The 13625-nt window shown below is 34.4% G+C and carries 10 protein-coding genes; 6 read left to right on the forward strand and 4 right to left on the reverse strand.

Annotated features, from left to right (window positions below; genetic code table 11):
• Nucleotides 1-383: 383 nt before the first annotated feature.
• On the forward strand, nt 384-2087 hold the full coding sequence (locus ACX9TM_RS03290) for a putative bifunctional diguanylate cyclase/phosphodiesterase (protein WP_000893345.1): 1704 nt from the start codon (nt 384-386) through the stop codon (nt 2085-2087).
• 31 nt (nt 2088-2118) lie between these two features.
• On the opposite strand, the gene ACX9TM_RS03295 is transcribed toward ACX9TM_RS03290, so the two are convergent.
• Nucleotides 2119-3516 carry an amino acid permease gene (locus ACX9TM_RS03295; protein WP_000448441.1) on the reverse strand — a complete coding sequence of 466 codons (1398 nt, stop codon included), beginning with the start codon at nt 3514-3516 and terminating at the stop codon, nt 2119-2121.
• A gap of 452 nt (nt 3517-3968) precedes the next feature.
• Here ACX9TM_RS03295 and treR point away from each other — a divergent pair, with 452 nt between their 5' ends.
• The 3 genes from treR to treC all read left to right on the forward strand — a co-directional run bounded on the left by treR (nt 3969) and on the right by treC (nt 7922).
• On the forward strand, nt 3969-4679 hold the full coding sequence (gene treR, locus ACX9TM_RS03300; RefSeq protein WP_000987240.1) for a trehalose operon repressor: 711 nt from the start codon (nt 3969-3971) through the stop codon (nt 4677-4679).
• Between the two features lie 140 nt (nt 4680-4819).
• Nucleotides 4820-6247: a PTS system trehalose-specific EIIBC component gene (treP, locus tag ACX9TM_RS03305; protein ID WP_000513942.1), complete on the forward strand. Its 1428-nt coding sequence runs from the start codon at nt 4820-4822 to the stop codon at nt 6245-6247.
• A gap of 13 nt (nt 6248-6260) precedes the next feature.
• On the forward strand, nt 6261-7922 hold the full coding sequence (gene treC, locus ACX9TM_RS03310; RefSeq protein ID WP_063225514.1) for an alpha,alpha-phosphotrehalase: 1662 nt from the start codon (nt 6261-6263) through the stop codon (nt 7920-7922).
• Nucleotides 7923-7953: 31 nt separating this feature from the next.
• Here the strand turns inward: treC and gerKC are convergent, their stop codons facing one another.
• Genes gerKC through gerKA form a run of 3 tightly spaced genes read right to left on the reverse strand, consistent with a single transcriptional unit; the run spans nt 7954 to nt 11648 of the window.
• The gene (gerKC, locus tag ACX9TM_RS03315) at nt 7954-9078 is read right to left on the reverse strand and encodes a spore germination protein GerKC (protein WP_000486848.1); all 1125 of its coding nucleotides are present in this window, start codon (nt 9076-9078) and stop codon (nt 7954-7956) included.
• Nucleotides 9059-10165 (reverse strand): GerAB/ArcD/ProY family transporter, encoded by a 1107-nt coding sequence (locus ACX9TM_RS03320; RefSeq protein ID WP_000185789.1) that lies wholly within the window; start codon nt 10163-10165, stop codon nt 9059-9061. The genes gerKC and ACX9TM_RS03320 overlap by 20 nt, the downstream gene beginning before the upstream one ends.
• A complete protein-coding gene (gene gerKA / locus ACX9TM_RS03325) occupies nt 10146-11648 on the reverse strand; it encodes a spore germination protein GerKA (RefSeq protein WP_065381809.1) in 1503 nt (500 codons plus the stop codon). The genes ACX9TM_RS03320 and gerKA overlap by 20 nt, the downstream gene beginning before the upstream one ends.
• A 149-nt stretch (nt 11649-11797) precedes the next feature.
• On the opposite strand from gerKA, the gene ACX9TM_RS03330 reads away from it, so the two are divergent.
• Together ACX9TM_RS03330 and ACX9TM_RS03335 are read left to right on the forward strand one after the other, a co-directional pair.
• On the forward strand, nt 11798-12484 hold the full coding sequence (locus tag ACX9TM_RS03330; RefSeq protein ID WP_065381810.1) for a CPBP family intramembrane glutamic endopeptidase: 687 nt from the start codon (nt 11798-11800) through the stop codon (nt 12482-12484).
• A 23-nt stretch (nt 12485-12507) separates the two neighbouring features.
• Nucleotides 12508-13479 carry a phosphotransferase enzyme family protein gene (locus ACX9TM_RS03335; RefSeq protein ID WP_000401659.1) on the forward strand — a complete coding sequence of 324 codons (972 nt, stop codon included), beginning with the start codon at nt 12508-12510 and terminating at the stop codon, nt 13477-13479.
• The last annotated feature ends 146 nt before the right edge of the window (nt 13480-13625 follow it).

Here is a 13625-nt window from a genome sequence, read left to right on the forward strand (position 1 = left end):
GTAATTCAAAAACATATACATTGATGTAGAGTTTTATATTATTATTCGTGAATAGTTATGTAGTATGTTCTAATTTCTATTTCGTTATTAAAAACAAAGAGATCAGATGTGAGTGGTATTAGTTGGAAACAAGGCTTGCATAGAGCCACTTAAAGGGATTGCAGTATAATAAGGTACGAAATAATTAGGGAGATGAGAAGCTACTATTTATAATTAGAACGGTATAATATTGCTTTTTATTACAAATAATATTATGTTATTTTAATCGGTCTATTCAAAAAGATAATTTATGTAATGGGCTAGTATTAGAAAATGAAATATCTCTATTTCTATGAAGAGAAACAGGTTGTGTTTTAGTCAGATAGAAGCAAGGAGAGATGCGCATGCTAGAACAGAGAGGTCATGCATTATATGACTCTTCATTGCGAGATTTAAAGTTAGCATTAGATGAGTCTTCAATTGTTGCAATTACAGATCGAAAAGGTCTTATTACATATGTAAATGATAAATTTTGTGAAATCTCTAAATACAAAAGAGAAGAATTAATTGGAAAAGATCACCGTATTTTAAATTCAGGACATCATCCAAAAACCTTTTTTCAAGACTTATGGAAGCGTATTTTGAATGGGAAAGTATGGACAGGTGAGATTCGGAATCGAGCAAAAGATGGTACATATTATTGGGTCAAAACAACAATTGTTCCATTTTTAAATGAAAAAGGAGAGCCATACCAGTTTATCGCAATTCGAAATGATATTAGTAGTAGAAAAGAAGCGGAACATAGATTGCGGCTAAGTGAAAGTCGTTATAGGGAACTTGCCTATCATGATGCTTTAACGAGTTTGCCTAACCGTTTACAATTAATAACGACCGTTAACGAATTGATTGCAGATAAAAAAGAATTTGGTATGATTTACTTTGATTTGGACCGTTTTAAATTAGTAAATGATACATTAGGTCATATGATAGGGGATTTACTTTTAAGTGAAGTTGCTTCAAGGTTGCATTATGTACTAGGAGAGAAAGATGTTCTGGCTAGGCTAGGTGGCGACGAATTTGTGCTGTTAACAAAAAATCATAGACAAGATGATATGAGTCAGTTAGCGACATCTGTGTTGTCATGTTTTCAGGCACCATTTATGCTGGAAGGCCATGAAGTATACATTTCAGCTAGTCTAGGACTTTGTTCTTATCCACAAGACGGACAAGATGTGGAAACGTTATTGAAAAACTCTGACTTAGCTATGTATAGTGCAAAAGAACAGGGGAGAAACGCTGCGTGTTTCTTTACAGATGAGCTACGCGCGAAAATAAATCGTAGAATGAAAGTTGAGTTTGCTTTGCAAAAGGCAATTCGTGATGAAGAGTTAGATGTAGCATTGCAGCCTATTATTGATTTGAAAACGAAGAGATATTCTGGTATAGAAGCTCTAGTACGTTGTATGACAGAAGACGGACCTATTTCACCAAGCGAATTTATCCCTGTAGCTGAAGAGTCTGGACTTATTATAAAACTAGGAGACTGGGTATTAGAAAAATCATGTCGCTTGTTTAAAACATTGCCGAATTATCAAGAAGGACTAAAGTTATCTGTGAATTTATCTATACAACAATTAATGCAGAAACGTTTTATTTTATCAGTACGTAGCATTTTAAAGAGAACTGGTTTTCCTCCGAACCGTTTAATATTAGAAATAACGGAAAGTATTGCAGTTCGCCATTTTGATTATATTATTGCTACATTACAAGAATTAAGAAATATGGGTGTTTTAATTGCTTTGGATGATTTCGGAACTGGCTATTCTTCCTTATATTATTTAAAACAACTACCACTGGATATTGTAAAAATTGATCGTAATTTTATTCGTGAATTTCATTATGATCACGCACAACCAGAACGAACGATTGTAAAATCCGTTATTGAAATTGCTCATAGTTTAAATTTAGCAGTAGTTGCTGAAGGAGTAGAAACAGTAGAGCAAGAGAGTTTGTTACAATCAATGAGCTGTGATTATGTACAGGGATTTTATTATGCGAAACCTTTATCTGTAGGAGAGCTAAAAGAAAAGTTAATTACAGATTTTTAATAAAAAAGAGAAGCCAGCAGCTTCTCTTTATTTAATCCGTTTTTTGTGAGTCTTTCATTAGTACTGGATAAAGAATAAGACCTAATACGAACAATCCAATTCCTAAGAAGAACGTTTTTAAATCAGCAGTTCCCGTTTTGATAACCCAAATGGAGTATACCAACGCCAATGTAGTAATGATTCCATCTTTTACTCGAGATCCTGGCAGTATATCATACGTTTCTCCTGTAATAACTAATTTTAATTGGTACAAGGTAGAAACAAGGTATGGAATTAAATAGGCTAATGTTGCTACGACGATAGCGAAACTATACGCTTCTGAAACAGTACCAGAAATCGTTGAAAATAAGAAAATTTGCGTCATTACATTTGTAATCAATAATGATTTTGCAGGACTACCTTTTTTATTTGTTTTCCCGAAAAACTTAGGGAAAAGTCCATTTTTTGCTGCCTGGTAAGGTACCTCTGAACTAACAACAATCCAGCCAACTGTAGATCCAAATAAAGATATAAGAGCGAGTAAAGCCATTATATATGCACCTTTATTTCCAATTGCTAAATTTAATGCGTCTACTAATGGTTTTTGAGACTCTTTTAAAGCATCTTGCGGAAGAGCTCCCATTGTAAGTAAAGTAATTGACATGTAAATAAGAAGAGCGATAATTAATCCGAAAATCGTAGCTTTTTTTACATCGCGCTGTGATTTTGCACGATTAGAAAGCATAACTGCTGATTCAATACCGATAAATGCCCAGAGTGTTGCAATAGCAGCTGAATTGATTTGTCCACCTAATGAGATTGATTGTCCTGCTTCATTCATAAAGGTTTGACCGTCTCCGAAATTAGATGCGTTGAAAATGAATAATGTAATTACAATAAACATTGTAAATCCAATAATTTTTGCAATGGTAGCAAGTAGATTCATGTTTCCAGCTCGATCAATATTTTGAGAAAGAATATATTGAATTCCCCAAAGCATAAGGCTACATACGAGGAAAGTTAATCCTTTTCCGAGTTCCAGTGAAAATCCATTTATTGAAAAAAGAATTTGCTTACTTTGTAAAACTGGAAAGAATGTTGATAAATATCCAGCAAAGGAAATAATAACAGATGCTGTTGCAGCCCAGTTAGCAGCCCAATATCCCCATGCCATACTATATCCTGCAACTTTACCAGCTTTTTTTGAAGGAAACATCGCTTGAGCATAGCTTTGTGGTCCAGCTTTTAATTCTGGTTTCCGAATCGCTAAATTTCCAAATACAAGTGCAATCATAAATACGCCAAGGCCTGTAATACTCCATGCGAGTGTAGAACCCATTGGCCCTGATACTTGTGCTAAATTTGCTGGAAGCATAAATACGCCACCGCCAACCATATTCCCGATAACAAATGCTGTTAAAACCCATAATCCCCATTTTTTCGTTTCCATTTTTGTTAACTCCTTTGTAGTAAGTTTTGCTTAAACATCATTTTTTACTAGCTTTTTGACAATAAAAAAAGAGCCATGTAGATAAAAAAATACCTACATGGCTCTTTCGCCAAAGCGTAGGTACAACGGGAATAACCCTTGTACCTACGCGTAATTTTTCCGCTAGGTTTCAAGGGTTACGTATGATGATGATGTTTTTGTGCAAATGTAACTACAGTTGTTGTATAAGTAAGCATAGTTCTTTGCTCCCTTTCTCCTCTGATTTTGAAGTTAGTATACTACATGTTTTTTTGAATGAAAAGAAAAATATAAAAATTTTTATAAAAATACGTTTTAAAGATTAAATATTTACCTATATTTTTCTTGTACTGGAAAATAAGTGAGAGATTGGCAGAAGAGTGAAGCATGTTATAATACATATAGAATTAGAAGGTGACAAGGGGCTATTGTAGATGATGAGTAAGTATGAACAAATTTATACAGAAATCAGTAAATCTATTGATAATAAACAATTAAAAGAGGGATGCAAAATCCCATCAGAAACAGAATTAATGAAGCAGTATGAGGCAAGCCGAGGCACGGTAAGAAAAGCTGTAGATTTACTGCAAGAGCGTGGATATGTGCAAAAAATTCATGGAAAAGGTGTTTTTGTTTTAAAGCGAAAAAATATTGAATTTAATTTTGGCGGTATTGTAAGTTTCCAAGAAGAAAATGAACGTTTAGGACGTCATTGTATTACGGAAGTTGTGGAAATGGACAAAGAAAAAGCCACAAAAGACATTGCGAAATTATTAAATGTAAAAGAAAAAACAGAGATTGACCATATTAAACGTGTACGAAATATTGATGGAGAAAAAGTAATTTTAGATATAAATCATTTTGTATCTGAGTTTATTCCAGGATTAACGAAAGAAATTGCAACTGCATCGATTTATAAATACATCGAGAAAGAGCTTGGGCTACATATTAGTTATTCGCAGAGGGTAATAGAAGTACAGCCATGTACAGAGGATGACAGAAAGTATTTAGATTTAAATGGAACAGACTATGTTGTCGTTGTGAAAAACTTTACACATTTGTATGATGGAAGTCAGTTTGAATATACAGAATCACGCCACCGTTTAGATATTTTTCACTTTTCGGATGTGGCACGCAGGAAGTAAAGAGGTGGAACAAAATATTGTTTCATCTCTTTTTTTATAAAAAAAACACAAACTCGTATATACGAGTATTGACTAACTTATATATACGAGTTAATATGTAATTGTAAACGGTATCAAAAAAAGAAAAGAGGGACGGGAATATGGGGAAAGACTATCGTAAAACAGCAGAGGAAGTGTTGCAGTATATTGGTGGGAAAGACAATATTGAACAAGCTGCACATTGTGTGACGAGGCTCCGTATCGCTTTAAAAGATGAAAGTAAAATAGATAATGATAAATTACAGTCTGTTTCATTAGTGAAAGGAGCGTTTCATAACGCTGGTATATTTCAAGTTGTAATTGGTCCAGGGGATGTAGATCGTGTTTACGCTGAATTGATAACGCTTGCAGGTATGAAAGAATCGACTGTAGCGGACGTAAAAGACTCTGGAAATCAGAAGTTAAATCCAGCTCAAAAGTTTGTAAAAATATTTTCGGATGTATTTATGCCGATATTACCAGCGATCGTAACAGCTGGTTTACTAATGGGTATTAACAATCTATTAGGCGCAAAGGACTTATTTTTTGATGGGAAAAATTTATTAGATGTTTATCCGAACTTAGGCGGGCTTTGGGATTTAATTAATATGATGGCCAATACAGCATTCGTATTCTTACCAGCACTTGTCGGTTGGTCAGCAACGAAGCGTTTTGGTGGTAGTCCAATACTAGGGATTGTTATGGGATTAATGCTTGTGCACCCGGCCTTATTAAACGCTTGGGACTATGGAAAAGCAGCGACTGGTTTAGAGGGTCAAAAGATTGAGTACTTCAATATTTTAGGACTATTCCAAATTGAGAAGGTAGGATATCAAGGACAAATTTTACCTGTTTTAGTAGCAGCATTTGTATTAAGTAAAGTGGAAATTTTCTTAAAGAAACATGTACCAAATGCAATTCAATTATTAGTTGTACCAATTACAACAATCGTTGTGACAGGTGTGTTAGCACTAGGAATTATCGGTCCGGTTACACGTCATATTGGAGATTTATTAACAGTAGGATTAGTAGGTGTATATGAAACAGTACCAGTAGTTGGAGCAGTATTATTTGGAGCGTTATATGCACCGCTTGTAATTACAGGTATGCATCATATGTTTATTGCAATTGATTTACAATTGATTGCACAACATGGCGGGACATTTATTTGGCCGATGATCGCTCTTTCTAACATTGCGCAAGGTAGTGCGGCACTTGCGATGTTCTGGATTTCTAAAAATCAAAATGATAAAAGTATGGCATCAACATCAGCCATTTCAGCATACTTCGGTATTACAGAACCAGCGATGTTTGGGGTGAATTTACGAAATAAGTTCCCGTTCTATGCAGCGATTATAGGATCTGCTGTGGCAGCGATATTCATTACATTAAATGGTGTATTAGCGCCTGCTATCGGAATTGGCGGATTGCCAGCATTTATTTCTATCATTCCGAAATCGATTCCAATGTTTATTGTAGGAATGATTATTGCAGTTGTAATCCCGTTTACTTTAACATGGTTATTTGCAAAAAGAGTCAAACAGAAATAGGAGGAAGTTAAACATGAAGGATTGGCATAAAAGTGTAGTCTATCAAATTTATCCGAAGAGCTTTAATAGTTATTACAATAGAGAAACCGGGGATATAAAAGGTGTTACAGAGAAACTAGATTATTTAAAAGAACTCGGAGTGGATTATATATGGTTAACACCGATATACCAATCACCACAAAATGATAATGGATATGATGTAAGTGATTACTACAGCATTGATCCATCTTACGGAACGATGGAAGAGTTTGAAGAACTTTTAGCAGAAGCGAAAGTACGTAACATTGAGATTATGCTTGATATTGTTGTAAATCATAGTTCGACTGAACATAAGTGGTTTAAAGAAGCGAAGGAAGATAAAAATAGTCCATATCGTAATTACTATATTTGGCGTGATGAAAAAAATAATTGGCAGTCTAAGTTTGGTGGATCTGCTTGGAAATATGATGAGAAGACGGAGCAATATTATTTACATTTATTTGATGAAACACAAGCTGATTTAAATTGGGAAAATGAAAAACTTCGTGAAGAAGTATATGATATGATGCGTTTTTGGCTGGATAAAGGAGTAACAGGATTCCGATTAGATGTCATTAACTTAATTTCAAAAGACCAATATTTCTTAAACGATGAAGGTAGTACTGCGACAAGTGATGGACGCAAGTATTATACAGATGGTCCGCGTGTTCATGAATATTTACAAGAGATGAACCGAAATGTTTTTGCAGGAAAAGATGTAATTACAGTTGGAGAAATGTCATCTACGACAATTGATCATTGTATTAAATATTCTAATCCTGAGCGTAATGAATTAAGCATGACGTTTAGTTTCCATCATTTAAAAGTAGATTATCCGAATGGTGATAAGTGGACGAAAGCAGAGTTTGATTTTATTAAATTAAAAGAGATTATGTCTAGCTGGCAAATTGAAATGCAAAAAGGCGGAGGATGGAATGCGTTATTTTGGTGTAATCATGACCAGCCTCGCATCGTGTCACGCTTTGGTGATGATGGAAAGTACCGAAACGAATCTGCAAAAATGTTAGCGACAGCCATGCACATGCTGCAAGGAACGCCTTATATTTATCAAGGGGAAGAAATCGGTATGACGAATCCTAAATTTGAGTCCATCGAGCAATATCGTGATGTGGAATCGTTAAATATATACGATATAAAGCTAAAAGAAGGGCTATCAAAAGAAGAGATTATCGGGATTTTAAAGCAAAAATCTCGTGACAACTCTCGCACTCCGATGCAGTGGAATGAAGAGATGAACAGTGGTTTTACAACAAGTACACCTTGGATTTCAGCGGCTGAAAACTTTAAAGAAATAAACGTAGAGAAGGCATTAGAAGATAAAGAGTCCGTATTTTATCATTATAAAAAGTTAATAGAACTTAGAAAAACATATGATGTAATTACAGAAGGAGAATATGCTATTTTGGATAAAAATGACCCTAAAATTTGGGCATATACTCGTACTACAGAAAGTGAAGTACTACTTGTTATAAATAACTTCTATGGAGAAGAAATAACGTACTCTGTACCAGCGCACGTTCAATTAGATGGAATGAAACAAGAAGTACTACTGTCGAATTATAAAGATGCTAGCAAGGATATTACAAAACTTAGCTTAAGACCATATGAATCAATTGTGTATCGATATACGAAATAAAAGGTTGTATGCCGCATGGGCATACAACCTTTTATTTTAGGACACCACTGTACAAAATGTTTACCTCTACCTCAGGTTTGAATTTTACTTTTGCATAATCTTTATTCCAATTTTTCTTCTTCCATAAGTCAGGGTGATAGGCGATAAGGTGTCTGCCGATACCGAAAGCATCACAGTTTGCTTTTTGTAACTTTTTCGTTATCTTTTTAGCTTCTTTCGTAAGTTGTGTAGACAATTCTTTATTTAGTTTTTTTCTTTCATCCATTTTGTAAAGATTATCTCTCGGAGCTTCAAGCGCTATAACTTTTAATTGGAGCTTAATGTGAGCATAAACATTTCCTTTTTTATCTGTTGTTATTTTTAAGTCGCGTTTTAACTTTCGATTGCTAATTTCCATTGTTAAATAATCAGATGTTTTCTCTGATTCATCGCTAGTAAGCTTTTGGGTTATACGGGCACTTGTTCCCATTTTTCCAGTTAATAATACGAATAAAACAGATTGTTTCAAAGGTAAATGCCCAGTTAATTTATCATTATTAAATAAAGCTAGACCGTTTGTAATCACTTCTTTTCCTTTTATTTTTATAGAAGGGAGGGTAAAGTCTTTACCGGGATCTAACATTTTTGTAGCAGCTGTTTCTAAAGTTTCTTTTGGAAACACACTCATATCTTCTAAACTTTTCACTTTTTTCTTTAGAAAATCTCCAATTAGTAAATTTCCTACTTTCTTTTTTTCTAGTATCTCGGATGTTTCACCATCTACTGCAATAAGTTTTACTAAAGCAGTTGGGTTTGTTGGGTCCCGAAAGCTGACATCTAAATAAGGTAATATACCTTTTTTTAGGATTTTGGTTCCGAGTAATTGAACGCCATATTTAAAATAGCGAATATTCCCAGTCACATTTTTTTTTAGGGCATCGCTTGTATCCCTTATGTTATGCCCGTTTGCTGAATGTATTTCATTTTCGAATGAAGATTGCTCGCCGCTTGAACTTTTTACGAGTTCAAGCGTTTGCTGAAGTTTATTCTCTTCCGTAATATCATAACCAATGCTATAAGCTAATCTGGCTTCTCTTAATGGCTCTTGATCCCAACAGCCAGAAAGGAGGGAACTAGTACATAATATAAAAAGTAATTTAACTCTTTTTTGGAACATACTGTTCTCCTTTCTTATTTCTTATTACTGAATAAAGTAGAAATAAAAGAGGGAGGACAACGATGAAAATATACGTGAACTTATCAGTGAAAGTTGAAATTACTTTTAATTCTTCAGGTGTATCTATAAATAAGGCTACACTAAAAGCAATAATACCGACGATTGGAACAGCTTTTTTATGATTAGCAAGATTGAATATATGCCCAACTCCGATTGAAGCAGCGCAATAATAACTAGCAATAGAAGCCACAACTGTTATCATCCATATTGGTATGAATAGTAAATCCGTCCGGTCTATAATCCCGATATGTAAGGAGCGTAATAAGTAAGCAACTGGTTCTGGAATAAGCTCGATTTGTTTTGGGCTAAATACGATATAGCAAATCCAAACAGTAAAAGTATAAAAAAGAGTTACAAATCCGTTAGCGATAGAAATTGCCTTCAGTTTTGCCACAGAACTCCCGTTTACTTTTGGGAAAGCGATAAGAATGATTTCAAAACCATACATGGCTGTAATTGTTTCCTTGGATGCTTGAATTATATTCCACCAGCCGGCTTCTGTAATGGGAAAAATATAAGAGAAATCAGCTCGAGAAAGCCCTAGGGCAATTAAAAGAGCCATGGGCAAAATGAGAATAGAAGCCATGACATAAAATCGTACGATGACTTTAAATGTATTATAGGCTATATAGCAGCAAGCTATCGTAAATAGTAAGAGAATTGCGTACCAAGGGGTCGCTTGTAAAACCCACACTTTAATGACATTACAAGCATTTAACATAACTGTCATACCGATAAGAGTAAAATAAAAAACATAAGCAAAGCCTAATAGTTTTCCAAACTTATTACCAAATAGCATACAAACACTTTCATACATATCTGCATCAGGGAATCGTTTTAAGAAAAGCCACATTAGTAAAATAATAAGCTGAATCGCAAGCCCGGCGATGAGCGCGGAAATCCATCCACCACCTTTTGCTATTGGGTGAAGACGGTTAGGCAGGGAAAGTATACCCACTCCAATTTGGCATTGAATAACGAAAAAGGTAAATTGAACGAGCGAAATTTTACTTTGCGTGTTTGTCACCGTCCTCATCCTCTCTCGTTACATGTTGGCGCTGCATTTTTTTCGGTTTTGGATCATGTGGTCGTTCCCAAAATGACCAAATTGGTAGTCTTACAAAAGAATCTTTCATATCTTTAATCCGCATTGGTGCAACAGGAGAAAGATATGGTGTATGAAAAGAATGAAGCTGACATAGGTGAACGAAAGTTATAATTAGACCGAATGATATTCCGACGTATCCGAATATAGCAGCAAGAATCATTAATGGAAAACGAAGAATTCGAACTGCTGAACTCATATCGTTTGATGGAACGAGAAAAGATGAGATGGCAGTTAAAGCTACAACGATAATCATTGTGTAAGAAACGAGTCCAGCTTTTACAATCGCATCACCAATTACTAAACCACCTACAATACCGATTGTTTGTCCAACTCGGCTTGGCAAGCGAATACCAGCTTCCCGTAATAACTCGAAAATTAGCTCCATTAAGAGAGCTTCAAAAATAGGAGGAAGTGGTACTTTCTCTAATGAAGCTTTAATTGTATACACAAGTTCAAGCGGCAATACATCAGGATGAAAGGCTACGGTTGCGATATATATAGCTGGTAAGAGAAAAGCAATTAAGAAACTCACTAAGCGAATCATTCGGACGAAAGATCCAACAATCCAGCGGTTATTATAATCATCTGGTGATTGATAGAAAGCGAATAACGTAACAGGAACGATAAGTGCTGTTGGATCTCCGTCAGATAAAATAGCAACTCGGCCTTCCATTAAATTAGCGACAGTTCTATCTGGTCGCTCTGTATTTAATTGTTGTGGAAATGGTGAGAAAGACGTATCCTCTATAAATTCTTGTATATATCCCGGAGGCATAAGTGCATCTGTCTTAATCGTTTCTAACCTTCTTTTTACTTCTGTAACTAAATCGTCATTCGCTATGTTTTGCATATAAGCAATTGCCACTTTCGTATGCATTTCTTCACCAAGTGTGAAATATTTAACGACGATATTTGGACTTTTTATGAGCTTACGAATCGAAGCTAAATTAGTTGCTAGATCCTCTACAAAACCAGTATGTGGACCGCGCACAATCCCTTCATTATCAGGCTCTGCTATATCTCGCTTTAAAGATAAAGCTGTTTCGAAAATAAAAAAACTGTCGACGTGTTCATGAAAATATAAGGATTTACCTTGTAATAAAAGCTGCACACCATAATTTAAATTCGTTTCTTTTTTCATATTTAATGTAGAAAAAGCTTTATCTAAAGATAAATCCGATCGCGTTAATAATGGCTCAAGAGCTAATTGATGAATTAGATTTGGGTCTGCTAAAGATTCGATATATAAGATTGTTCCTTTTCCGTTTTGAAATGGGACATCTAATTTTTTTATATCATCAGAATGAGAAAGTTTATTTTCAATGTAATTAATGTTCTCAGGGAGTGATGGAAACATATGCTTTTGGCCCGTACTCTCTTGTTGTTCTTTTTTCTCTGTCATAATTTCCACCTCTTTTAGATAAAGTTACTTCTGTTAATTTTTGCTTTTTGTGAGAAATTTATGCTTGGATTATTTTTGACAAAGTAGCTTGAAAGTTACGTTACGTCATCTTTTATACTATAGAAAATAGGGTATAGGGGATGATATAAATGACTTTGAGGGATATGTGGGGATGGAAAGAAATTTTATATTTATTTATGTTTGTATTTGTTATTGTTCTAGTAACTGTTGAATCTCTTTTTTATAAATATATTTTAGAAATAATAGGTAACTCACTATATGCTGGAGTATTAATGGGCTTTATAATGGCAGTGATATTTACTACTGTAGTTTATCTTTTTTGTATCAAAAGATATAAACTCTCGTGGAAAGATATTGGAATTCGGAAGCTTTCATGGAAAGATCTTTTATGGACAGTTGGAGCGGTTATTTTCTTAATTGTAGCTAGTATTGCTGTATTAGTGATAATGGAGAAAATGGGTATTTCCTTTGAAAATAGTAAGACGGAGACGGTCCAAAATGATAAATCAATCTATTCATTCTGTATCGTGGTAATTGGAGCAGCAATTATATCACCAATCTATGAAGAGATTTTATATCGAGGTGTTTTTTATACATTTTTTCGTGATAGATATGGCATGTGGGGCGGTATGTTTATTAGTTCCATAATATTTACCGTTGTCCATATCCCTACATATAACACATTACTGGTGAATTTTTTGAGTGGGGTAGTATTTGCATGGTTATATGAGAAAACAAATTCTATTTTATCAGCTATGATTGCCCACGCATTATTCAATTTCATAGCAGTACTTCTAACATTTGTGTCGAATTAAGAAGATATATAGGAGGGATATATATGGAAATAGCTGTAGAACGTGTTTTTACGAAAGAGATTTTAAAAAGAGCAGTGAATTTGTTTCATGTAACAGTAGAAGAAAAGCCACTTGGAGATTTTGAGAATTATATTTTTAAGGCGAAGGGTGATAATGATGAAGATTATGTATTACGTTTAACACATTCTTCTCATCGTTCTAAACAAGAGGTAGAGGCTGAACTAGATTTTTTACGATATGTTGCGGAGAATGGGGCAAAGGTAGCAGGACCTCTTTATTCAACGTCTCGAAATCTCGTAGAAGAAATCGTAGCAGAGGATGGGACTTTCTTTTTCGCTTCTTTATTTATATATGCAAAAGGTGAGCAAGTAAAAGGAGCAGAATCGCCTTATTGGGGAGATGCTTATTTTGAAGCGTGGGGAAAAGCGATTGGGCAACTGCATCGCCTTACAATGGATTATCCTAAAACAGACTACCGTGATACGTGGGAAGAAGACGAAAGTGGAATTGTTAATGAATTAGAAGATGGTCAAGTGAAAGAGATTGCAGCAGTATTAATGGATGAAATTAAGGCTCTTCCAGTTGAAAGAGAAACGTTCGGTCTTATGCACGGTGATATTCATCAAGGTAATTTTCATTATGATGGTAAAGAGCTAACAATCTTTGATTTTGATGATGCTGCTTATAATTACTTTATACATGATTTAGCGATGGTTTTATACTACTCTGTTCTATTTACACCGTGGACAGCAGAAGAGAAGACAGATTTTGCTCGTAAACAGTTACAAGTGTTACGAAAAGGATATGAGTATGAGCACAGGCTGGCGGATAGTTGGTATGAATCGTTACCACTATTTTTACGTTTACGTGATATAGGTTTATATGGAACGCTTCAAAAGAAGTTTAAAGGGAAAGATATGCCTGATAACTTCTTGAAATTATCAGAAGAGCTATACGAAAGAATTATTAAAAGAGAAGCAATTGTGAATATATAATACATTTAGTTCAAAACAAAGTATATAAAACAAATATATACTTTGTTTTTTTATACAAAAATATGTTTACTTTATTAAAATAATATTGTCCTAGATTCGGTATACACTTATAATTTTATATATATTCTGAATATTCTTTATAAAAA

It is taken from the genome of Bacillus sp. LH1, from assembly GCF_057924895.1.

What these genes read in the sequence shown, in the direction of transcription:
- gerKC (WP_000486848.1), bottom strand. Translation starts at nt 9,078, where the DNA reads ATGTTCCAAAAAAGAGTTAAATTACTTTTTATATTATGTACTAGTTCC.
- ACX9TM_RS03330 (WP_065381810.1), top strand. Translation starts at nt 11,798, where the DNA reads ATGACTTTGAGGGATATGTGGGGATGGAAAGAAATTTTATATTTATTT.
- treP (WP_000513942.1), top strand. Translation starts at nt 4,820, where the DNA reads ATGGGGAAAGACTATCGTAAAACAGCAGAGGAAGTGTTGCAGTATATT.
- ACX9TM_RS03290 (WP_000893345.1), top strand. Translation starts at nt 384, where the DNA reads ATGCTAGAACAGAGAGGTCATGCATTATATGACTCTTCATTGCGAGAT.
- ACX9TM_RS03335 (WP_000401659.1), top strand. Translation starts at nt 12,508, where the DNA reads ATGGAAATAGCTGTAGAACGTGTTTTTACGAAAGAGATTTTAAAAAGA.
- ACX9TM_RS03295 (WP_000448441.1), bottom strand. Translation starts at nt 3,516, where the DNA reads ATGGAAACGAAAAAATGGGGATTATGGGTTTTAACAGCATTTGTTATC.
- treC (WP_063225514.1), top strand. Translation starts at nt 6,261, where the DNA reads ATGAAGGATTGGCATAAAAGTGTAGTCTATCAAATTTATCCGAAGAGC.
- gerKA (WP_065381809.1), bottom strand. Translation starts at nt 11,648, where the DNA reads ATGACAGAGAAAAAAGAACAACAAGAGAGTACGGGCCAAAAGCATATG.
- treR (WP_000987240.1), top strand. Translation starts at nt 3,969, where the DNA reads ATGATGAGTAAGTATGAACAAATTTATACAGAAATCAGTAAATCTATT.